The sequence below is a fragment of the Pseudoalteromonas thalassia genome (assembly GCF_049257215.1).
Classification (GTDB): Bacteria; Pseudomonadota; Gammaproteobacteria; order Enterobacterales; family Alteromonadaceae; genus Pseudoalteromonas; species Pseudoalteromonas lipolytica_C.
The window spans coordinates 189,417-210,415 of record NZ_JBMMUE010000004.1 but is presented as its reverse complement, the minus strand read 5'-3'; the positions used below and the strand labels follow the sequence as shown (position 1 = coordinate 210,415).

The window sequence follows — 20,999 nt, the reverse complement described above, 5'->3', positions numbered from 1 at the left end:
GTCGAAATTATACGCGAAATAAGCAGGATAAATTTGTTTTTAGTCGCTAATTTCATTATCTTTAGGGCCACAAATATTTCCTACCTCAAATTACGGAGAATTCCAATGAAAGTTGCTGTTTTAGGCGCAGCTGGCGGTATCGGCCAAGCATTGTCTTTATTATTAAAAACAAGTTTACCTGCAGGTTCTGAATTATCATTATACGATGTTGCCCCTGTTGTTCCTGGTGTAGCGGTTGATCTTTCTCACATCCCAACAGACGTTAAAGTTGAAGGTTTCGGTGCTGATAACCTAGACGATGCTTTAGTTGGTTGTGATATCGTTCTTATCCCAGCGGGTATGCCGCGTAAGCCGGGTATGGACCGTGCGGACCTTTTCAACGTAAACGCAGGTATCATCAAAACATTAGCTGAAGGCATCGTTAAAAACTGTCCTAAAGCGTTAGTTGGTATCATTACTAACCCAGTAAACGGCACTGTGCCAATCGTTGCTGAAGTATTCAAAAAAGCGGGTACTTACGATGCTGGCCGTGTATTCGGTATCACAACACTTGACGTGATCCGTTCAGAAGCATTTGTTGCTGAACTTAAAGGTTTAAGCGCTACTGACGTTAAAGTTCCAGTGATCGGTGGCCACTCAGGCACTACAATCCTTCCTCTTCTATCTCAAGTTGAAGGTGTTACTTTCACTGACGAAGAAGTGGCAGCATTAACTCCACGTATCCAAAACGCAGGTACTGAAGTTGTTAACGCTAAAGCGGGTGGCGGTTCAGCGACTCTTTCAATGGGTGCAGCAGCAGCACGTTTCTGTATGTCTTTAGTTAAAGGCTTACAAGGTGAAGAAGTGGTTGATTACGCATACGTTGCAGTTGAAAACGGTGACGCAGCATACTTTGCACACCCAGTACGTTTAGGTAAGAACGGTGTTGAAGAAATTCTTTCTTACGGTGAATTAAGCGCTTTCGAAGAGCAAGCTAAAAACGACATGCTTGAAACGCTTAATAAAGACATCCAAGAAGGTGTTGATTTCATCAACGGTTAATTCCGATAGATGATAGGTGCTATTAAAGCACCTAAAACAAAAAAGCCTGCATATGCAGGCTTTTTTAATGGCTCGAATAAATAGAGTTTAATGATCGCGGGCAACGGCGATGCGTGCCAAGCTCTCTAATGCTTGCTTGTATGGCGTTTCTGGTAAAAATGCAATACAGGCGATGGCTTTATCAGCCTCTTGCTCTGCCTTTTGCATTGTAAACTCAAGTGCTTTGGTATCAGCTAACGCCTCAAGAATGCTGTCTAGGTGATCCATACCATTGCCAAGTTCAATTGCTTCACGAACGAGCTTGATTTGCTCTGGCGTGCCTTTTTGCATGGCATAAATAAGCGGTAAGGTAGGTTTACCCTCGGCTAAATCATCACCAATGTTTTTACCAAGTTGCTCAGCATCGGCGTTGTAATCAAGCACATCATCAACAAGCTGAAAGGCTGTTCCTAAATGCATGCCGTAAAGGTTTAATGCCTCAAGCGTTTTATCATCTTGTTCAGTGATAATTGCTGCAAGGCCAGTTGCTGCTTCAAATAACTTAGCTGTTTTGCTGTAAATGACCTGCATATAGCTTTGCTCTGTGGTGTCAGGATCGTTACAGTTCATTAGCTGTAATACTTCACCTTCAGCAATGACATTCGTTGCATCAGCTAAAATTTCCATGATTGGCATTTTACCAAGACCAACCATCAACTGAAATGAGCGTGTGTAAATAAAATCACCAACTAGCACGCTAGCGGCATTGCCAAACTCAGCATTTGCTGTAGGCGTACCACGACGTAAATGTGACTCATCAACAACATCATCATGCAGTAAAGTTGCAGTGTGAATAAATTCGATGATAGTGGCCAGTGTAATGTGGTCTTTACCTTCATAGCCTAAAGCTTTTGCTGCTAAAATGGCCAACATAGGGCGAACACGCTTACCACCGCTGTTTACTATATATAAACCGAGTTGATTGACCAATGCGACATCTGAGCGCATTTGGGCATGTATAAGTTGATTGACGTCATTCATCTCATGATCGATTAACGTCTGGATAGCTTTTATATCCATTGATCTCCGAGCCAATATTTATGGGTATACGAGGCTGATTGTACAACAAAAAAAGCACTTGCTCGATATTTTGTGCTGATTCAGTAAAAAAACACTGTAAAGTTTTTTATTTTAAATCAAATTTGAACAGTTAATTGTAGTTGTTTGGTTGAATAGTAAACATGCTTGCATTTATTTAACGGCGCTTTTGACGTGTTAATTTAATTGTCATGAGATCGTAAAAACCGCTTGGCATACGGTGTTTTTAGGATAGAATAAGGAAAAATATTGAATTGCTCTCAATGCAGCTATTTTTTATTCATTTTATAGCAAAAGAGGCTTGCTAGTTTTTGCGCATTAGCGTAAACTTCGCGCCCTATTGAAGAATATTTTAGTTGCGTCGATTTGAGGGCGCACAGACGGAGTTAATTATGTACGCGGTTTTCCAAAGTGGTGGTAAACAGCACCGTGTGACTGAAGGTCAAACAATTCGTCTTGAAAAATTAGACGTTGAAACTGGTGCAGCAGTTGAATTTGATTCAGTACTTTTAGTTGCTGATGGTGAGAAAATCGAGATCGGTGTACCGTTCGTAAACGGTGGTAAAGTAACAGCTGAGGTTGTTTCACACGGTCGCGGTGAGAAAGTGAAGATTGTTAAATTTAGACGTCGTAAGCATTCTCGTAAGCAAATGGGCCATCGTCAATGGTTCACTGAAGTTAAAATCACTGGCATTAGCGCTTAATTAGAGGTACTGAGAAATGGCACATAAAAAAGCAGCTGGTAGTACTCGTAACGGTCGCGATTCAGAAAGCAAACGCCTAGGTGTTAAGCGTTTTGGTGGCGAATCAGTTCTAGCGGGTAGCATCATTGTTCGTCAACGTGGTACTCGTTTCCACGCTGGCGCAAACGTAGGTATCGGTAAAGACCACACTATCTTCGCAAAAGCAGATGGTAAAGTTCAATTCGAACAGAAAGGTCCTTTAAACCGTAAATACGTAAATATCGTAGCTGAGTAATCATCTCGATATTTGAAAAACCCCGCCTTTGCGGGGTTTTTTGTTTTAAGGCAAATAATAAGGCGTGTAAATATATATCTAAGCTAAGCCTGCAATCAGAAGGGCTTAGGTATATAATAGAGTTATTAACAAGCCAATCTTAAAGTGAGTAATCATGAAGTTTGTAGATGAAGTAGAAATTCGTTGTGACGCGGGTGATGGCGGCAGCGGTGTCGTATCTTTCCGACGTGAAAAATATGTACCAGACGGCGGTCCTGATGGCGGCGATGGCGGCGATGGCGGCAGCGTTTATCTACAAGCCGATGAAAACTTAAATACCTTAATTGACTATCAATTTGAGCGTTTTCATAAAGCAGAGCGCGGCACAAATGGCCAAAGCCGTAACATGACAGGTAAAAAGGGCGCTGATTTGACGCTTAAAGTACCTGTAGGTACGCGTATCACTGACGTTGACACTGAAGAGTCACTAGGTGATTTAACTAAACATGGTCAAAAAATTGTAGTTGCGAAAGGTGGTTTCCATGGCTTGGGAAATGCACGTTTTAAATCAAGTACTAACCGTGCACCACGTCAAAAGACACTAGGTACACCTGGTGAAGTTCGCAGCCTACGTTTAGAGTTAATGTTACTTGCAGATGTTGGCTTACTTGGCTTACCAAATGCCGGAAAATCAACGTTTATTCGCAGTGTTTCAGCAGCGAAACCAAAAGTGGCGGATTATCCGTTTACGACGCTAATTCCTAACTTAGGCGTGGTTCGTCCTGATGCAAATAAATCATTTGTGATTGCTGATATTCCAGGTCTTATTGAAGGGGCTTCAGAAGGTGCAGGCCTTGGTATTCGCTTCTTAAAGCACTTAGAGCGTTGTCGTGTATTACTACACATTATTGATATTATGCCAGTTGATGGCACCAACCCTGTTGATAATGCCTTTGCAATTATTAACGAGCTGCACCAATACAGCCCTAAACTTGCAGAAAAGCCGCGTTGGTTAGTTTTCAATAAGATTGATTTATTGCCGGAAGATGAAGCTGAAGCGCTATGTAATGAGATTGCTCAAGAGCTAGGTGAAGAAACTAATGTTTACCGCATCTCTGCAGCGAATAAGCAAAATACCCAAGCATTATGTCATGACATCATGGCGCTGCTTGATAGTATGCCGAAAGAAAAATTCGCTGAAGAAGAGAAAGAAGAAGTTGAATTTAAGTGGGATACTTACCATCAGAAAGCAACATCTCAAGACGATGATGATTGGGATGACGACTGGGACGATGATGACTACGATGTAGAAGTTATCTACCAACGATAAAATTTGAAACTGAAAAGGAGCCATGCGCTCCTTTTTTATTAATAAGAAAAAAGTATTAAGGTTTAGTGTGAAAATTTCAATGATTGCTGCTATGGCAAATAACCGAGTAATAGGTCAAGACAACCAAATGCCATGGCATTTACCTGCCGATCTGCAACACTTTAAAAAAGTAACCATGGCAAAGCCGGTGATCATGGGGCGTAAAACTTTTGAATCAATTGGTCGTCCATTACCTGGCCGTCAAAACATTATTATTACTCGTAACGCCGATTACAGTGCACACGGCATTGAGGTAGTCACTTCGCCTGAGGCAGCGTTGGCATTAGTCGCTGATGTTGAAGAAGTCATGATTATTGGTGGCGGAAATATCTACGAACAGTTTTTACCTCAGGCTGAGCGATTATATTTAACGTTCATCGATCTTGAAGTTGAGGGTGACACTCAGTTTCCAGATTACGAAAGTGTTGCTAATTGGACGGTTGCTGAGCAAGAACAGCATCAGCCTGATAACAAAAACCCTTATTCGTATACCTTTGTAACCCTGTATAAAAATTCGTAACATTATTGCGGTAAAACTAATTGGTTGGTATAATAATGTCCGATATTTCTACGAAGAAAGTATTGCATAAGGGCAAAATATGATGAAGTTATCTAACTTATTACTCGTGGCGGCAGTTGTTTCGGCTTCGGTTGCGTATACCGCACCAGCGAAAGCTGATGACCAATTAGCTGTATCTATCTGTGAATATATCGCGGCAGATGATAAAAACCGTTTACGTGATAAGCTTAAGAGCTCACGTGTTAAAATTCGTAACATTTTTGACGCTGTAAAATGTAATGGTAATAATATGCTTCGTCATGCTATCGAGAGCGGTGCTGCTGATACTGGTGAGTACATTGTTAAGAACTTATCAAAAAGCTCTTTAGAAGATGGTGCTGACATCGCATGGGCTGAAGCAAATGGCCATGGTGGTTCACCACTAATCGCTGTTATTAAGGACCGCGCAGGTCTTTAATACTAAAAGTAAACAGATTTTGAAGAAACCGCACAGAGTGCGGTTTTTTTATTTGTATTATGCCAATTCGTAATAATGCTTAATCATGCTGAGACAATAAAAAGAGTAAGCCCAGCGATAGGCTAGGCTTTAGTCAACATTCGTGTTTTTAACCGTTAACTAAACTTATCAGTTTCCTTTTCTAAATCAGTTGTTAGACCTTTAATTAGATCAGTTGCTGTGTGCGCTTGATTAGAAACATCTGCCGTTTGTGATGCTGTATCAGAGATGATAACGATACGTTTGGCAGTGTCTTCGCCTGCATCGAGCTGTTCTTTAGCGGCAATTGCGATTTGGTCGCTCATTTGTGCTATGGCACTTAGTGAGCTGGCAACACGCTTTAGCTCATCATTGGCTTTTGTGGATTTTTGCACTGTTTGTTCACTGGTTGAAATACTTAGCGAGACAGCAGACTTGGCATCCTGAGTTGCTGCTTGTAACTTGCCAATCATATTACGTATTTCTTCTGTGCTGGTTTGTGTGCGCTGAGCAAGTCCGCGAACTTCGTCGGCAACCACAGCAAAGCCTCGTCCTTGTTCGCCGGCGCGCGCAGCTTCTATTGCCGCATTAAGCGCAAGTAAGTTAGTTTGCTCAGCAATACCTTGAATAACACTGAGCACATTTGCGATGTTATTTACTTCATCATCAAGCACTTGAATATTATTACCAGCGCTGTCAATTTGTTGCTCTAAAAGCGCGATAGTGTCAGCGGCCTCGCTGGTTAAGTGGCTGGCACTTTGACCTTGTTGCTCCGCCTCTTGCACTGAGTAGGCCGCTTGTTCTGCATGTTCAACAACTGTTTGCGCCGAAGCTGTTAACTCAGTGATAGCAGAAGCAACCATTTGAGTTTCTTCGTTGAGGCTACGAGTAAGTTTATCGAGCTCAACAGAGCGTGATTCGTTATCAACACTTTGGTTCTTTAGGCTATCTGTAACGCCTTTTATACCGTCCACAACGCCACGTAAGCCTTGCTGCATGTAATGCATAGCAGCAATAATGCTTTCAGGTGGAGCATCTTGGCGAATATGTGAGTTTAAGTTGCCGCGAGAAACGTTTTTAACAATACCGATTACTTCGTCAATTTCGCCGCCTAAGGCATTGGTAAGTGATGAGCCAAAGCGAGCAATAGCAAAAGTAAGTGCAATAGTGATGAGCATTGATAAACCCAGCAACCACTTTGCGGTATTCCAATAACGTTCATCAACTTCCTTGGCGCTAATGCCTGTACCAACATACCAGCCAAACAGCGGTGTTTTTTGTACTACAGAAGTTAAATCAACGGTTTCTCCATCTCGCACTGAATCCCAGTGGTAGGTGATGATTTTATTGGTTGTATTACCCACGAGGTTTTCGACCATACGGCCGATGCTGTTGCCACTGGCATCTTTAAAATCGTTAAAGCTGGTGCCGTGCAGTTCAGGGTCGTGAGGAGTCGCAACAAAATCCAAGTTGTTGTCGACAACATAAACATATTCTGATTCGTGGTATTTATTTTCACGAAGCACCTGAATAGCGAGTTGTTTTGCTTGTGCTTCTTCGAGTTGATTGTTTTTAACCATCAACTCAAATTGCTCAACAATATTGGTGGTGCTCTTCATGAGCTGGTTGATACGCGCGATGTTGTCGCTTTCGCTGGCATGGCGTAAAGATTGTAAGCCAAGTAAAGCTATCGCAGATAACGCAATAAACATAGCGATAGCAAATAAGGTGATTTTTGTTTTTAAAGCTAATCCTGATAACACAGTCAGCCTCCTTTATTATTTCCCCTTATTACTTCTACCACGTTTGTATTATTTTATTAAGTAAAAATGACAGCGTTATCATGATATTTGCTCAAGTACCTATTTAGAGCTTCAGTTCGGCTTCTGTAAGCGCTCGATATTCACCGCTTGCAAGGTTTTCATCAAGAGTAATATCAGCTATTTTTTCACGATGTAATTCAACAACTTTATTACCTACAGCGGCAAGCATTCGCTTAACTTGATGGTATTTACCTTCGCAAATTGAAAGGCGTAAGCTGTAGCTTGCAAGTTTTTCAACAATAGCAGGGCGAGTTAGCTCTTTCTCGTTGTGCAATTGCACCCCTTGCTCTAACGCTGCAATTGCCTCGTCTTCAATAGGTTCTTGAGTTTCAACTAAATACGTTTTGAATTTGTTATGCTTTGGCGCGGTAATTTTATGCGACCAGTCGCCGTCATTAGTGATCAGCACTAAACCTGTGGTATCGATATCTAATCGACCTGCAACATGAAAGTCGCTCATGTTTGGCTCATCGATTAAATCAAATACAGTAGGGTGAAGCTCATCTTTATTAGCGCATACATAACCTGCTGGCTTATGTAGCATGTAGTAGCGTTTACCTAAAAATACTAGTGGTTCACCTTGCCAGCGAATATCATCATCTTGTGTTACAGACAAATCGAATGAGGTAATCACCTCACCATTAACAGTGGCGTATTTGCGTTTAATACCAGCTCTGGTCTTACTGCGCGGTAACTCAGCAATATGGCTAATAAATTTATCTAAACGGCATGGAAATTTCATTGGGATCACATTTTTAGTCAGCTACAATGGCGGCGAGTATAGCGGATACTAGTTACCTATGACAGTACAGCAAGGACAAATATTACAGCACTACCAAACAGAGATAGCGAATGGCAACTTAACTGAGGATGTCGCTCAAAGAGCAGCTATAACCGCACTGGATCAGTTATCACAATTGCTAACTACGCCAAGTCATTGGTGGCAAAGAGCAAAGCCGATTAAAGGTGTGTATTTGTATGGCCCTGTTGGTCGCGGTAAATCAATGCTAATGGATATATTTTATCAACGAGTTAGCATTGAGGGTAAAATCCGTTTGCATTTTCACCATTTTATGAAGCAAGTGCATGAGCGTTTAAGTGAGTTGCAAGGGCAAAAAAATCCGCTAAATGTGATTGCTAAAGAATGGGCAGAGCACATTCGCTTGATTTGTTTTGATGAGTTTTTTGTGTCTGATATTGGCGATGCCATGATCTTAGGAGGCTTATTTAAAGCCTTGTTTGCGCAGCAAGTCGTGTTAGTGGCAACGTCGAACTGCCAACCGGAACAGTTGTATCGTAACGGTTTACAGCGAGCTCGCTTTTTACCCACTATCGATTTATTAAATGATCATTGCCATATTCTGAGTGTTGAAGGCCATACAGATCATCGCTTTCGCTTTGGTAAACAAACCGAACATTACTTTATTGATAATAAAGAGGCGCTAACAGAGCGCTTTTTAAAACAAGAGCAAGCAATACAGAGGCAAACAACGATAGAGGTTTGCCATCGCAAGCTTAGCTGTGTAATGCAAGCTCAAGACGCCATTATGTTTGATTTTATGACACTTTGCTCAGGACCCAGAAGCACCGCGGATTACATTTACTTGGCAGAGTGTTTTCAGCGTGTTTATTTACTCAATGTGCCGGTAATGGGGCGTGGAGCAACGGGAAAACAAATTGTGCATGGCATTGAAGATAGTTATCAGCGAGAAAAACAGGATTTACAAGAACACTTTTTAGATGATGAAGCACGGCGCTTTATTGCTTTGGTTGATGAGTTTTATGATCGCAACCGATTACTGGTGATCTCGGCCGAGCTGGGTATAAGCGATTTATATCAAGGACAAAAGCTGGCATTTGAGTATGCGCGTACCGAGTCTCGACTAGTTGAGATGCAAAGCTGGAAAAGATAAAAGGCGCATTTAAAATGCGCCTTTGTTGTCAGCCTAGCTGGGGATCTTCATATGAAACGGTTAAAAGCTATATTGAGCACCTACATACACGTAGCGACCAGCACCACCGCCGTATGCGCTGTAGTAGTTACCACGGCCATATGGATAAAAGTCACCTTTATTATCAAACACGTTATTCACACCACCGAATACGCGCAATTGGCTCTGTTCACCAAGTGACATGGTGTAAGACGCTGAAAGGCTGTGCTTTAAGAACGAGCCATAATCTTGGTAGGCAAGTTTTTCTGGGTTACTGATACAAGTATCTTCACCAGCCTCACAGCGGGCATCGTTTTCGGCAATATACTCTTGATAGTCTTCTTCAAGACTCTGGCTTGCTTTAAACGAGCCTAAGTAATTTGTGCGCCAACGAATACGTAAGTTATCGTTACGCCATGTAACTGACATTGATGCTTTATCTTTGCTGCTGCCATAACCTGCGTAGTGACTGGTTACTAAGCTGCCATCAAGGCCTTCATAGGTTTGCGAGTTTTCGATTACATGGTTGTAATCTAGTTTAAACGACAACTGACCCAGGTTATCTAAGTCTAATTTGTACTGTGCAACCACGTCATAACCGCGCGCTGTTAGCTCATCGAGGTTATATTGACGTTGTAAGATTTTAATAATATTACCTTCGCTGTTACGGGTAATGTCATTACAAAATACGTTGTCTTCGCCCCATGCTGCTTCTGAGTTGTAGCACTCACGCATGATGTTTTCATTACTGATCTGCGAAATCGCATCAACAATGGCAATATCATAGTAATCAACGGCAAGATTAAAGTTTTCTAAAAAGGTTGGAGCCACTGTAACCCCAAAGGTATAGGTATCAGCGGTTTCTTCTTTTAGGTTTTCGTTACCAGTACCCGGTGAATACCTGTTGTTCTCATCGCTAAACTCAAAGTCTGGATCAGCAGCAAGTTGTGCAGCTAATGTAGGCTCCTTACGGCAGTTATCGTGACCTGGTTTAGTGGATGTTGCCGTTAAACCGTCACAAATATCGTCATAGCTGTCGTAATCGCCACGTGGTGGTGACATAAGCTCGGTGATCGTTGGCGCACGTTGAGCACGGGCGTAGTTTGCTCTAAATGCATAGCCCTCGATTGGCTCCCAAAATATACCTAGCTTGTAGCTGGCAACAGTATTGACGTTTTCCATGCTGTAGTTAGCCAAACGTAGTGAGGTTTCTGCGCTTAAGCTTTTTGCTAAAGGAGCCTCTTTTAATAGCGGGATCGCAAGCTCTGCAAAGGCTTCGTAGACTTCAACTTCACCATAAAAATTTGGTACATAGTTAAAGGTAATACCGCCAGCTTTCATGTCGTCGCTGGTTGATAGGTCTTGGCTGTCTTTACGGTATTCGCCACCAAATACTGCGGATACTGAGCCTGCTGGTAATTCAAATAAATCACCCGTTATGTAGCCAACCACACCGTATTGCTTTATTTCGGTATCAATAATTGGGTTAGTGCGGATCCAAGCCGCCATCTCTTCGGTGATAGATCCTTCACCAAATAAGTTAATTGGCACACAGCCTTCAGCGCGAGCTGCTTCATCAATACATTGAATGGTGCCATCCGCTAACTGTTCAGCTTGCAAAGCTTGATTAAGTTTTACGGTATTTAATTCATTGCTGCGAATTTGGTGCTGGGTAAAACGACCATAACTTGCAGATAGATCCCAGTCCCACTCGTCGTTAAATAACGTGCCTTGAAGACCTGCCCAGCTGCGAATCGTTTTACGGGTATTATCTGTGCTGATATTACCGACTTCGCTGAAGCGGCGATCCCAATAAATGCGATCTTTATATGGGTTGGCATCGAGGATTTCTTGCGGCACATACGGGTTGTCGATTGGAATATAGCCCGGTGCTACATCTGCAAGGGGCTCGCCAGTCGCCGGGTCATAACGCGGTACATACGCACCTTCGTATTGATCTTCAGGCGACTTATTGTTAAACGAACCACTTTCACTGTATTGTACTTGTGCATAGAACATTATATCGTCAGTTAAGTCATAATCTATTTTCACTGCCGCTGACACGTTATCACTCGGAACATCAAGCATTACGTACTGATTTGAGTTGATACCGTAAATTTCTTCGTTGCCTTTCCAATCATCACGTAAGGTTTGACCGTCATACCAAAACTGAGTGTCGTTGTTACTATTTTCTAAGAACACACCACCCGGAATACCGTCGCTCTTACTCACCCAATCAGCTTGTGTAATATCAAGCATACATTGATAACCGTCATTAGTAAGCATTTGGTTACACATCTGGTCATCATCATAGCGATAAGCGTCTTCGACTTGTGCGCGTTTACGGTCGTAATAGCTCATACCGAAATCACGGTCCCAGTTGGCACTGAAATAAGCGTAGCCACGCTCATTAGCAAACGAGGTACCGTAGTTTAAATCAAGGGTAAATTCTTTACCGCCGCCATCAGTGGTTTCACCTGTATTCGCTTTAAAATCAAAGCCTTCTTTTTTTGATTGGGTAATAATATTCACCACACCTGCTACGGCATCAGCACCATAGGTTGCCGATGCACCGCCACTGATTATCTCCACGCGCTCTACCATGCCGCTTGGAATGGTATTTAAACTAACATAGTTACCGCTGTAGCTATTTGATACAACACGACGGCCATCAACCAGTGTTAGAGTGCGGTTAGCACCTAAATCTCGTAGTTGGGCAGTAGATAACCCCGTTGCTGAAACACTTGATTGGCTGGTGGTGTTACCTATGCTCTCACTTAGAGCTGGCATGTTATCAACAAGAATATCTGATAAATTGGTTAAACCGGTATCGGCAATGGCTTCACGGTCCATTGTGACCAGCGGTGTAGGAATTGAAAAGCTATCACGCTTAATACGCGAGCCCGTTACGACAATTTTTTCAGGCTCTTCAGTTTGTTCATTAGCTGTTGGGGTGGTGTTGGCGGTGCGGGCAATCTCAGCCTCATTGGCAAATGTATGTTGGCTAAAACCACAGGCAACAGCAAGTGCAATAGCACAGGGGTTGGTTAGTAGATTTCTCACAGGCGTTCCTAGTTGTTTTATTTTTAATTTTTAGAACCAGAGTGATGCTCTTTTTAAGGGCAGTTAAAATTTACAGTGAGCAACACCCTGGTTAGTCGGTACTGACGTAAAAATTTTTATAGGAATGTGAACTTAACTACAATCTTAGGTGGCTCGTTTATGTCTCTATTTTATATCTACTGAATATCTATTCATTTAAAATCAATTGGTTAATAAATATTGGTTGTTAACTGTTTTGCAACGTTAAAGCTGGTGAAAGAAACGCTTTTAAGATAAATTGGTAGGGCTTTATACTGCTGTACTTCTAAAATGGGGTTTTATTTAGAGTCAATGGAAACATCTAATCGCGTTTATCAGCTGGGCTCATGTATTGTTAACCCACTCGAAAATAAACTGATCTGCAATGGTAGTGAACAACTTTTGCAGCCTAAGTTTATTGAGTTGTTAGCCTGCTTAGTGGCGCGTTACCCCGAACCAATCACGCGTGAAGAGCTCATCAATCATGTATGGGAAGGCAATTTTTACGTGGGTGAAAAAGCCTTAACAAATGCTATTTGGCATCTACGAAAAGCATTTAAAGAACTCGACCCAGAACAAACTTACATAGAGACACTACGTAAAACGGGCTATCGTGTTTTGTTAAAGCCTGAGCCAATAGATACAGCAAATAAAGAAAAGTCAGTGGGTATTAGCATCACTACTGCGCAAATTCGTCAGCTGTTTGTGGCAATGTGTGTAATTAGTCTTGTGGTAATGTATTGGCTGTTCTCTTCGCCTTCGGAACAAATAAAGTCAAGCTTTGTGCTACCGCTTAATAGCATCGAAAGTGTTACTGCAAGCCCAGGTCGCGAGATTTACCCATCAATTTCTAATGATCAGCACTATTTGGTGTATTCATGGCGACAGCTTGGTAAACCAAATAACTTATATTTACGCGATTTACATTTTCCTGAACATCCAGCCAAGCAACTAACTGACTCTCCTTATACAGAAGGGCGCTCTGTGTTCAGCCCAGATGCAAATACTTTGTACTATTACCGCATGGGGTCTGATGTCTGTGAAATTGTTAAGTTGTCTTTGATTAATGCCACCAGTGTCGTATTAGGGGAGTGTAGTCATAAATATCCGGCTGATCTCGATATTAGTAGAGATGGTAAAACCTTAGCCTATATTGCTGATCACACCACGCAATCGGGTGACTATGTCACTCGTATCAAACTGCTCGATTTACAGGCAAAACAAACAAGTGAAACGTTTATTCCTTGTAATGATGACTGCGAAACTGTGTATGAGTCTGTGTCGTTTTCGCCAGATGCACAGCGAGTTGTGGTTACGCGTAATGTTAAAAACAACCAAAAAGCGCTGTTTCTAATTGATGTAAAAACAGGGCAAAGCCAACGCCTAACTCATGATTTTATTGATATTCATGGTGTAGATTGGCATCCATCTAAAGCGCAATTGGCGTTTAGTGCAGTTGAGGGTGGCAAACGTTATGGCTACTTCTACGATATTGATAATCAAACCCTAATCAACACGCAAATCGCTGGCATGAGCTCACCTAACTACAGTAGCGATGGCAGTGTTTATTATCATCAGTGGGATTTAGATAAGGTGATCACGCGCCTGAAAATAGACGAACAAGTGGCCAGTTCACCGTTTTCTATGTTGTCGACTAATTTTAGCTCGCTATTCCCAGAATATAATCAGCAGCAAAACAAACTGCTGTATGTGTCGAATGAATCGGGCAGTTCACAGCTTTGGATTGTTAACCCCGATAGCAGCTCGCGAAAGCAGCTTACTGACTTTGCACATAATACCGGGGAAATTCGTGACCCAACTTGGTCTGCCGATGGACGCTATATTTTGTTTTCATTGTATGACAATGGCAGTACCCGCTTATATTTTTATGATTTCAAAGTAGAGCAAAGTCAACAAATCAAACTGTCATTTAGTCATGCTGTTAAACCCAAGTTTAGTGCTGATAGCCAGCATATTTTAGTCTCTGGTGGAGACTATCTTTACCGTTATGACTTAACAGCAAAAAGCCTCGGTAAAGCAGTTGAAGTGCCAGCGCAGTATGGTGTAGAAACACAAACAGGTGATATTTTATTTACTAACTCGCGCCATGCTATTTGGATTAAACATCATGATACGGGTGTAGAAGAAATGCTGGTGAATGATATTAAATTAGCCCGCTGTTATGCATGGTTGCTAGTGGCAAAGAATGCTTATCATGAAGGACGTATTTATTACTATAAAGAACGCTTAGGTGATTACCGTATTAGCTACTATGACTTAGCAAGTAAGCAGCATCATGATTTAATTGCTTTACCAGAGCGTGCTTATAGTCGCTCATCAGGCCTGACCTACATACCCAATGAGCGTTGGCTGGTTTACACTGCGTATTTATCGCCTGAGATAGAAATCAAGCGCTTACCCGCAGCCTATTTACCAAAGTAATTAACACTTTCGGTAGATATCAGCATCCATATCGTAAATATTAACGCTCAGGCTATACGAGCGGCGACAGTATGTTCTTAAGCAACTTAGTAATTGCTCACTGAGCATTTGCTTTTGCTCTATGGTTCTGCCTGCCATGATTGATGCGCCTATGTGAATAAAGCCATCTTTGCCTTCACCTAATTCGTAATGCTGATAAGCAATTGCACGAGTCTTTATGGTCGAAAGCTCAAATAAGCCAGAGTCAAAAACGGCTTGGTGAACTTTTTCAACTAACACTTGTGGCAGAATTGGCAAATCTTCTGAGTGTTCTATAACAATGTGCGGCATGGGGTCTTCCTTAAAAGCGGTAACTAAAACCGATGTTTGTCTGAAATTGGTTTAACACATCACCATCAAAGTGCCATAGACATTGATTGTCTTCTGATGTTGGTAAAGTGCACGATACGTTACTTGCATTATTTACAATAGTTGCCAGCCAGCGAGTTTCAACATAAACCCGTGCTTGCTCAGTAAATAAATAATCGACGCCTGCATAAAGGCCCGAGGTAAAATACGTATCTGAGTCGGCAAAGTCAGTGCTGACGTGGTTTGCGCCAATTTGGGCGCCAACAAAGCTAACCACACGATTAGCCAGTGGCACTTCTATGGCACTTTGAAATAGCAGGTATTGCATCTCGACTTGCTTGTTGGTTTGGTCTTTCATATCAAGCTCAGTTGCCGAATAGAAGAAGCCATAGCGAGCATTATCAATGGTTCTATCGAAGCTGACAGTAAAATGGCTGTCATCCTCAAGCTCAATCTTTAGATTTTCTTCGGTTTGCACCGAGTTAGTAAAGTTTTTGCCGAAACCGGCGCTAATTGAGTAGCCAGCTTGAGCTGTACTACTTAAGAACATGAAACACAGTAAACCAAGCGATTTTTTCATTGTTTAGGTGCTCGTTGTTGAAGATATTTTGAGATAGTATTGAAACATAGCAAGCAAATCGTTGTAAACGGACAACTATCGCTTTTTAATAAGGAACACTAGGATGAAGTTACTAAAATTAGCTGGACTTACTGCGTCACTTATTTTGTTGAGTGGCTGCTCGGATGATGCTGCTTCGGTAAGTTTAGGGTTATTTACTACAAAAGACATTAAAGTAGTATCACAACAAGACCCAATTATTAGCGGTGTAACCTGTCACATCAGCCACATTGAAGCCAACCTAGACTTTGCTGATCCTTCTGATATGTCTATTGCCTGTCGTCAAACAGGGCCTATTACAGCGGAACAATTACAAAAAATAGATCGTAGTAAATCGGGTGAGGTGGTTTTTAAATCATCAAAAAGTATTTTATTTAAGTCGTTAAAAGTGCGCCGTATTTATGATGCGCCAACACGTACACTTTTATATTTGTCGTATTCAACAAAAGAATCAAGTGGCAGTCATCATCACGCTTTATCAACAGTGCCTTTATATAACACTGATGCATGGCAATGGGCACAATCACAAGAGTAATTTATGTTAGCGTTATTTAAATCAAGCCCCCTTATTGATGAGCAAGAGCAGCAGTGGCTAATTGATACCTTTTTGTGGGCTGTTGAGCACTTTGATAGTGATTATTTTTTAAAGCATACGAAAATCATTTTACCTAATGGGCAGTTCTTTCCTGATAGGGTATCAAGTGTAGCCGAAATGGCTGAAAAGGTATTTAGTCGGGTGGTTGATTATGCGGGTATGCAGGCGTGGCCAATTAACTTGGTTGCACCATCTGGGCTGACACCTCAGGTGTTTCCACATTTTGAATTTTTAGACGCAATACGCGGCGAAAATGTACAGTTGATCGTCCCTGCAAATCATCACGTGAATATTTCATATAACCCGAACCAAATAAATCAGCCACAAGATTTAGTCGCTAGTTTTGCAGGGACATTAGCGACGATTTTGATTCACCATGTGGGTGTGTTACCACCCGGCGGTAAAGAGTATTTACCGCAGGCAAGTGATGCGTTGGCATGTTATTTAGGCTTTGGGGTGATGATGAGCAATACGGTGTATCAATTTAAAGGAGGTTGTGGCTGCGGTTATAACCCATATGCTAATCGTCAAGCGGCGCTGACTGAGCCACAAACGCTGTTTATGCATGCGCTGGTTACACACTTTAAAGGGGACAGTCAGTCGAAGACGTTTTTAAAGCCACATCTTCGCAGCCAATATAAAAAAGCGCAAAAACAAATTAAAGCTCTCATGCATAACAGTGCTAATCCTATGTTATTGGCATTAGATCAAAAAGCGATAGGGTAAGTAGTTGTGCAGTATTTAGATGAGTTTTTATTGATTGCCATTGCCCATTTTTTTGCGGTAGCCAGTCCTGGACCTGACTTTGCGATAGTGCTTAAGCAAAGTATTCAGCAAGGACGTAAAAATGCACTTTGGACTAGCGCTGGTGTTGGCGCAGCTATTTTGTTGCATATTGCCTACTGTGTATTAGGTGTAGCGTTAATTTTATCGCAGTCGCCTAGCTTATTTATGGCTTTAAAATACGTAGCGGGGGCTTATCTGGCTTACTTAGGCGTGCAAGCTTTACGCAGTGCCAAGCCGAGCGATAGTAAACAGCAACCCCTTGCTCAGGCTGAGCCAGAATCGGTGTATAAAGCATTTCGACGCGGGTTTTTTACCAATGCACTGAACCCTAAAGCAACCCTGTTTTTTATGTCGTTATTTACCCTCGTAATTAGCCCTGAGACACCCGTTTTAGTTCAAGCTGGTTATGGCTTATATATGGCTATTGCAACTTGGCTATGGTTTTCATTTTTATCTTTGGTGCTATCAAAAGCATCGGTTCGTTCATTTTTCTTAAAAAGCGGGTACTGGTTTGATAGAGGCATAGGTATTGTGCTTATTGCGTTAGCTATTCGCGTTGTTGTGTGAGGTGACTATGACTATTTATAACTTTTCATTTGGGTCAAATATGTCTTCGAGCCGTTTGTTTGCAAGGCTTCCAGAAGCAAAGCGTATTGGCACAGCTATTTTAAAAGGCTATGAGCTTACGTTTGATATGGTCAGTACCGACGGCTCTGCAAAGTGTAGTATTCGCGAAACAGATAATACTGATGCCTTGGTGTATGGCGTGGTATATCAGCTCAATGAGATGGAAAAGTCGATTCTTGATGAAATTGAAGGCCCGCGTTATGACTGTGTAGATATCACCGTTGAGCTTATTGATGGCGAGCGTGTATCAGCTCATTGCTACATTGCCAATACCGTTGATGACTCACTTTTACCATTCGACTGGTATCTTCAGCACGTTCATCGCGGAGCGCTTGAAGCGGGCGTACCAAATCATTACAGTGAAGCAATACTCGCAAGACAAAGTTGCGATGATCCAGATAAAACCCGGGCAGCGAGAGAATTCGCTATTCACAACAATAAAAATCACCAAGGGACATTATGATATTCCGTAAATTAGCCGTTGCAGCGGCATTGTTATCAAGCTGTTCATTTTACAGTTATGCCGACATTGATACTAAAAAAATAGAAGACGTTATCGAAACCTCAATGGCGCGTTTTGATGTGCCGGGTATGGCAGTGGCGATTGTTGAAAATGATAAAGTCGTGTTAGCAAAAGGCTTTGGTATCGCAAACCTTGATACTGGTAAAAAAGTGAATAAAGATACCTTATTTGGTATCGCGTCAAACACCAAAGCATTTACTGCCGCAGCGTTAGCTAAATTGATTGATGAAGGTAAGCTCAGCTGGGATGACAAAGTAATCGATCACTTACCTGAGTTTCGTTTATATGACCCTTATGTAACCCGTGAAATGACCATTCGCGATTTATTAAGCCATCGCAGCGGCTTAGGTTTAGGGCAAGGCGATTTAATGATTTGGCCTGATACTGACAAATCAATTGATGAAATTATCGCGGGCCTTAAGTATTTAAAACCGGCGAGTAGTTTTCGTAGTAAATACGCGTATAACAACCTGATGTTTGTAACCGCAGGTGAAGTGGTTGCGCGTGTATCTGGTATGAGCTGGAATGATTACATTGAGAAAAATATTCTCGAGCCACTCGATATGAAAAACTCACGTGCAGGTTTTTCACGCATTCCTAGTAGTAATAAAAACTGGGCGACGGGCCATATTCCAATGGATGGTCAATTACATCCATTTTTTGTGAACTACCTTGAAGATTTCCGTGGTGCAGGTGCAATCGCTTCTAGTGTGAGCGATATGAGTCATTGGCTACGCACGCAGCTTGCGCATGGTAAAATGCCAAATGGCCAGCAGTTATTCACTGAAAAGCAGCAACAACAAATGTGGCACCCGCACATTACCTCACTGGCATCAAAAAGCGCTTACGAAGCTTATCATCAGCAATTTAGAGGTTATGGTTTAGGCTGGAGCATTGAAGACTTTCACGGTATTAAAAAACTGGGTCACGGTGGCGGCATCTTAGGCATGGTGTCTCAAGTGACGCTATTACCAGAGAAAAACCTTGGTATTGTTATTCTAAGTAACCAGCAAGCATTTAGTGCGCTATCTGCGGTGACCTATGAAGTGCTAGAAGATGCGTTAGATCTTGAAGACAAAGATTGGGTCGAAGAGTTGGCTAAAAAGCATTTCGAAAACAAAGAAAAAGCGTACGCAAATGCAAAACCAGAAACGCCAGCAGATTATCAACCAAAACTGCCAAACATCAACTACACAGGCACACTACATGACAACTGGTACGGTGATGTGGTCATTGAAGAATTAAATGGTCAGTTACGTATTGATTTTACTCATACAAAGCGTTTGAAAGGCCAGCTTGAGCATTACACCGGCAATACCTTTATTGTTAAGTGGGATGAAAAGTTACTTGAGGCCGATGCCTTTATTGAGTTTCAAATGAGCCCAGATAACCGTGTGAGTAGTGCAAAAATGCGGGCTGTCTCTACTGAAGTAACTGACTTTAGTTTTGATTTTAGAAATCTAGATTTACACACTAAAAAGTAAACAAAAGTCGCAAAGCCACCATCAGGTGGCTTTGTTATACTGGGGGAAAATAATCCAAGGAGTGTATTATGAGAACGGCTGTAATAACTCATCCATTTTGCCGTAAGCATAAAATGATTGACGATCACCCTGAATGTCCAGCACGCTTAGATGTGATCACAGACCGTTTACTCGCCAGTGGTGTTGATGTTGCCATTACTCAATTACAAGCTCCTAAAGCTACCCGAGACGATTTTTTACGTGCTCATGACGAATCTCTCGTTAACCACGTCGAGCAGACTATTCCTGATGAAGGGCTCGCTGAATTAGACGGCGATACTTGGTTATGCCCAGATTCAATGAAAGCAATTGAACGCGCTGTAGGCGCTGGATTATTAGCGGTTGATGAAATTCTTGCTGATAATCTCGACGCGGCTTTTTGCTCCGTTAGACCGCCAGGCCATCATGCAAACCGCAGCTCCTCTGCAGGGTTTTGCGTTTTTAATAATCTAGCCATTGCGGTGAAATACGCGCAAAGCAAAGGCGTTAAGCGCATTGCTATTTTGGATTTTGATGTACACCACGGTAATGGTACCCAAGATATCTTTTTAGATGACGACAATGTGTTGTTTTGTTCTTTGTTTCAACATCCGTTTTATCCTAATACTGCCGTTGAAAATAATGCGACTTTAGTTAATTCGCCGCTGCCGATAGCCAGTGATGGTAATGATCTTAAAGCTGTTTACCTTGAGCAGTGGCTACCAAAACTTAATGATTTTAAACCTGAACTGTTGTTTATTAGCGCCGGTTTTGATGCTCACTTAGAAGATGACATGGCAAGCCTCAAATTTGTTGAAGACGATTACGCATGGCTAACTACGCAACTTGCTGAGTTTTGTCAGCAACAAGAATGCAAGGGAATTGTTTCGTTTTTAGAGGGGGGCTATGCCTTATCAGCCCTTGGTCGAAGTGCCGTGGCGCATATTAAAGCGCTGGTGGATGCACCTTAATCTGCCAGCATCGCAAAGGCTTGCGTTGCAGTAAGCCTAGTTACTTTACTTAAACAGCACACACCTTCTTGTGCTAGATGCTCAGTCACTTTATTAGCAAGCTCTACGTCAGTTAACGCTTTAACACTTTCTCCCTGCAAGTTGACATAGTGCCCTGTTGCTAAAAGTATCCTCGCTTCTTGTTGCTGCTCTTCACTTAAACCATAAATAAAGCTTTCTATATCGGCTTTATCTTCAACTAATGCTAATTCATTAGATGAAAAAATTATCTTAGGAAAAGATGTGTGCATTTATTGTCCTGCGTCAAAGTTG

At 41.9% G+C, this 20,999-nt stretch carries 21 protein-coding genes; 14 read left to right on the top strand and 7 right to left on the bottom strand.

Features of this window, described 5'->3' with window-relative positions; genetic code table 11:
* Window positions 1-105: 105 nt before the first annotated feature.
* Window positions 106-1,041: a malate dehydrogenase gene (mdh, locus tag AAEU31_RS07160; protein WP_138557013.1), complete on the top strand. Its 936-nt coding sequence runs from the start codon at window positions 106-108 to the stop codon at window positions 1,039-1,041.
* An 87-nt stretch (window positions 1,042-1,128) separates the two neighbouring features.
* Here the strand turns inward: mdh and ispB are convergent, their stop codons facing one another.
* Window positions 1,129-2,100, bottom strand: a complete 972-nt coding sequence (gene ispB, locus AAEU31_RS07155; RefSeq protein WP_135926126.1) for an octaprenyl diphosphate synthase — start codon at window positions 2,098-2,100, stop codon at window positions 1,129-1,131.
* Window positions 2,101-2,510: 410 nt separating this feature from the next.
* Between ispB and rplU the strand changes: the two genes are divergently transcribed.
* The 5 genes from rplU (at window position 2,511) to AAEU31_RS07130 (ending at window position 5,421) form a co-directional block, all read left to right on the top strand.
* Entirely contained in the window at window positions 2,511-2,822 is a 312-nt protein-coding gene (rplU, locus tag AAEU31_RS07150) for a 50S ribosomal protein L21 (RefSeq protein ID WP_036965957.1), read from the top strand.
* 16 nt (window positions 2,823-2,838) lie between these two features.
* Window positions 2,839-3,096, top strand: coding sequence for a 50S ribosomal protein L27 (gene rpmA, locus AAEU31_RS07145; protein ID WP_054551015.1), 258 nt, complete (start codon window positions 2,839-2,841; stop codon window positions 3,094-3,096).
* A gap of 154 nt (window positions 3,097-3,250) precedes the next feature.
* Complete coding sequence (gene cgtA / locus AAEU31_RS07140; protein WP_135926125.1) at window positions 3,251-4,405, top strand: Obg family GTPase CgtA; 1,155 nt, start codon at window positions 3,251-3,253, stop codon at window positions 4,403-4,405.
* Window positions 4,406-4,484: 79 nt separating this feature from the next.
* A complete protein-coding gene (gene folA, locus AAEU31_RS07135; RefSeq protein WP_421966913.1) occupies window positions 4,485-4,964 on the top strand; it encodes a type 3 dihydrofolate reductase in 480 nt (159 codons plus the stop codon).
* Between the two features lie 79 nt (window positions 4,965-5,043).
* Window positions 5,044-5,421, top strand: coding sequence for a DUF3718 domain-containing protein (locus tag AAEU31_RS07130; protein ID WP_135926124.1), 378 nt, complete (start codon window positions 5,044-5,046; stop codon window positions 5,419-5,421).
* Window positions 5,422-5,576: 155 nt separating this feature from the next.
* Here the strand turns inward: AAEU31_RS07130 and AAEU31_RS07125 are convergent, their stop codons facing one another.
* Together AAEU31_RS07125 and rsuA are read right to left on the bottom strand one after the other, a co-directional pair.
* Window positions 5,577-7,151 (bottom strand): methyl-accepting chemotaxis protein, encoded by a 1,575-nt coding sequence (locus AAEU31_RS07125; protein WP_199527379.1) that lies wholly within the window; start codon window positions 7,149-7,151, stop codon window positions 5,577-5,579.
* Window positions 7,152-7,305: 154 nt separating this feature from the next.
* On the bottom strand, window positions 7,306-8,004 hold the full coding sequence (gene rsuA, locus AAEU31_RS07120) for a 16S rRNA pseudouridine(516) synthase RsuA (RefSeq protein WP_135926123.1): 699 nt from the start codon (window positions 8,002-8,004) through the stop codon (window positions 7,306-7,308).
* 58 nt (window positions 8,005-8,062) lie between these two features.
* On the opposite strand from rsuA, the gene zapE reads away from it, so the two are divergent.
* Entirely contained in the window at window positions 8,063-9,175 is a 1,113-nt protein-coding gene (gene zapE / locus AAEU31_RS07115; RefSeq protein ID WP_421966859.1) for a cell division protein ZapE, read from the top strand.
* A gap of 60 nt (window positions 9,176-9,235) precedes the next feature.
* On the opposite strand, the gene AAEU31_RS07110 is transcribed toward zapE, so the two are convergent.
* Entirely contained in the window at window positions 9,236-12,256 is a 3,021-nt protein-coding gene (locus tag AAEU31_RS07110) for a TonB-dependent receptor domain-containing protein (protein WP_421966858.1), read from the bottom strand.
* 330 nt (window positions 12,257-12,586) lie between these two features.
* On the opposite strand from AAEU31_RS07110, the gene AAEU31_RS07105 reads away from it, so the two are divergent.
* Window positions 12,587-14,716, top strand: a complete 2,130-nt coding sequence (locus tag AAEU31_RS07105) for a winged helix-turn-helix domain-containing protein (RefSeq protein ID WP_421966857.1) — start codon at window positions 12,587-12,589, stop codon at window positions 14,714-14,716.
* On the opposite strand, the gene AAEU31_RS07100 is transcribed toward AAEU31_RS07105, so the two are convergent.
* Both AAEU31_RS07100 and AAEU31_RS07095 read right to left on the bottom strand, forming a co-directional pair.
* The gene (locus AAEU31_RS07100; protein ID WP_054560998.1) at window positions 14,717-15,046 is read right to left on the bottom strand and encodes a 5-carboxymethyl-2-hydroxymuconate Delta-isomerase; all 330 of its coding nucleotides are present in this window, start codon (window positions 15,044-15,046) and stop codon (window positions 14,717-14,719) included.
* 10 nt (window positions 15,047-15,056) lie between these two features.
* Complete coding sequence (locus AAEU31_RS07095) at window positions 15,057-15,644, bottom strand: outer membrane beta-barrel protein (protein ID WP_135926119.1); 588 nt, start codon at window positions 15,642-15,644, stop codon at window positions 15,057-15,059.
* Window positions 15,645-15,747: 103 nt separating this feature from the next.
* Here AAEU31_RS07095 and AAEU31_RS07090 point away from each other — a divergent pair, with 103 nt between their 5' ends.
* From AAEU31_RS07090 to AAEU31_RS07065, 6 genes are all read left to right on the top strand, one after another.
* Entirely contained in the window at window positions 15,748-16,218 is a 471-nt protein-coding gene (locus AAEU31_RS07090) for a CreA family protein (protein ID WP_135926118.1), read from the top strand.
* 3 nt (window positions 16,219-16,221) lie between these two features.
* A complete protein-coding gene (locus AAEU31_RS07085; protein WP_421966856.1) occupies window positions 16,222-17,004 on the top strand; it encodes a hypothetical protein in 783 nt (260 codons plus the stop codon).
* Window positions 17,005-17,010: 6 nt separating this feature from the next.
* Window positions 17,011-17,631 carry a LysE family translocator gene (locus tag AAEU31_RS07080; RefSeq protein ID WP_138557008.1) on the top strand — a complete coding sequence of 207 codons (621 nt, stop codon included), beginning with the start codon at window positions 17,011-17,013 and terminating at the stop codon, window positions 17,629-17,631.
* Window positions 17,632-17,638: 7 nt separating this feature from the next.
* Complete coding sequence (locus AAEU31_RS07075) at window positions 17,639-18,154, top strand: gamma-glutamylcyclotransferase family protein (RefSeq protein ID WP_421966855.1); 516 nt, start codon at window positions 17,639-17,641, stop codon at window positions 18,152-18,154.
* Window positions 18,151-19,698: a serine hydrolase gene (locus tag AAEU31_RS07070; RefSeq protein WP_421966854.1), complete on the top strand. Its 1,548-nt coding sequence runs from the start codon at window positions 18,151-18,153 to the stop codon at window positions 19,696-19,698. Before AAEU31_RS07075 ends, AAEU31_RS07070 begins: the two co-directional genes overlap by 4 nt.
* Window positions 19,699-19,766: 68 nt before the next feature.
* The gene (locus AAEU31_RS07065; RefSeq protein WP_421966853.1) at window positions 19,767-20,687 is read left to right on the top strand and encodes a histone deacetylase family protein; all 921 of its coding nucleotides are present in this window, start codon (window positions 19,767-19,769) and stop codon (window positions 20,685-20,687) included.
* On the opposite strand, the gene AAEU31_RS07060 is transcribed toward AAEU31_RS07065, so the two are convergent.
* On the bottom strand, window positions 20,684-20,977 hold the full coding sequence (locus AAEU31_RS07060; RefSeq protein WP_421966852.1) for a DUF4144 family protein: 294 nt from the start codon (window positions 20,975-20,977) through the stop codon (window positions 20,684-20,686). The genes AAEU31_RS07065 and AAEU31_RS07060 overlap by 4 nt on opposite strands.
* Window positions 20,978-20,999: the final 22 nt, after the last annotated feature.

Bases quoted from the DNA above. Each gene is read 5' to 3' on its own strand.
- mdh (WP_138557013.1), top strand. From the start codon at position 106: ATGAAAGTTGCTGTTTTAGGCGCAGCTGGCGGTATCGGCCAAGCATTG.
- ispB (WP_135926126.1), bottom strand. From the start codon at position 2,100: ATGGATATAAAAGCTATCCAGACGTTAATCGATCATGAGATGAATGAC.
- rplU (WP_036965957.1), top strand. From the start codon at position 2,511: ATGTACGCGGTTTTCCAAAGTGGTGGTAAACAGCACCGTGTGACTGAA.
- rpmA (WP_054551015.1), top strand. From the start codon at position 2,839: ATGGCACATAAAAAAGCAGCTGGTAGTACTCGTAACGGTCGCGATTCA.
- cgtA (WP_135926125.1), top strand. From the start codon at position 3,251: ATGAAGTTTGTAGATGAAGTAGAAATTCGTTGTGACGCGGGTGATGGC.
- folA (WP_421966913.1), top strand. From the start codon at position 4,485: ATGATTGCTGCTATGGCAAATAACCGAGTAATAGGTCAAGACAACCAA.
- AAEU31_RS07130 (WP_135926124.1), top strand. From the start codon at position 5,044: ATGATGAAGTTATCTAACTTATTACTCGTGGCGGCAGTTGTTTCGGCT.
- AAEU31_RS07125 (WP_199527379.1), bottom strand. From the start codon at position 7,151: ATGTTTATTGCGTTATCTGCGATAGCTTTACTTGGCTTACAATCTTTA.
- rsuA (WP_135926123.1), bottom strand. From the start codon at position 8,004: ATGAAATTTCCATGCCGTTTAGATAAATTTATTAGCCATATTGCTGAG.
- zapE (WP_421966859.1), top strand. From the start codon at position 8,063: ATGACAGTACAGCAAGGACAAATATTACAGCACTACCAAACAGAGATA.
- AAEU31_RS07105 (WP_421966857.1), top strand. From the start codon at position 12,587: ATGGAAACATCTAATCGCGTTTATCAGCTGGGCTCATGTATTGTTAAC.
- AAEU31_RS07100 (WP_054560998.1), bottom strand. From the start codon at position 15,046: ATGCCGCACATTGTTATAGAACACTCAGAAGATTTGCCAATTCTGCCA.
- AAEU31_RS07095 (WP_135926119.1), bottom strand. From the start codon at position 15,644: ATGAAAAAATCGCTTGGTTTACTGTGTTTCATGTTCTTAAGTAGTACA.
- AAEU31_RS07090 (WP_135926118.1), top strand. From the start codon at position 15,748: ATGAAGTTACTAAAATTAGCTGGACTTACTGCGTCACTTATTTTGTTG.
- AAEU31_RS07085 (WP_421966856.1), top strand. From the start codon at position 16,222: ATGTTAGCGTTATTTAAATCAAGCCCCCTTATTGATGAGCAAGAGCAG.
- AAEU31_RS07075 (WP_421966855.1), top strand. From the start codon at position 17,639: ATGACTATTTATAACTTTTCATTTGGGTCAAATATGTCTTCGAGCCGT.
- AAEU31_RS07070 (WP_421966854.1), top strand. From the start codon at position 18,151: ATGATATTCCGTAAATTAGCCGTTGCAGCGGCATTGTTATCAAGCTGT.
- AAEU31_RS07065 (WP_421966853.1), top strand. From the start codon at position 19,767: ATGAGAACGGCTGTAATAACTCATCCATTTTGCCGTAAGCATAAAATG.
- AAEU31_RS07060 (WP_421966852.1), bottom strand. From the start codon at position 20,977: ATGCACACATCTTTTCCTAAGATAATTTTTTCATCTAATGAATTAGCA.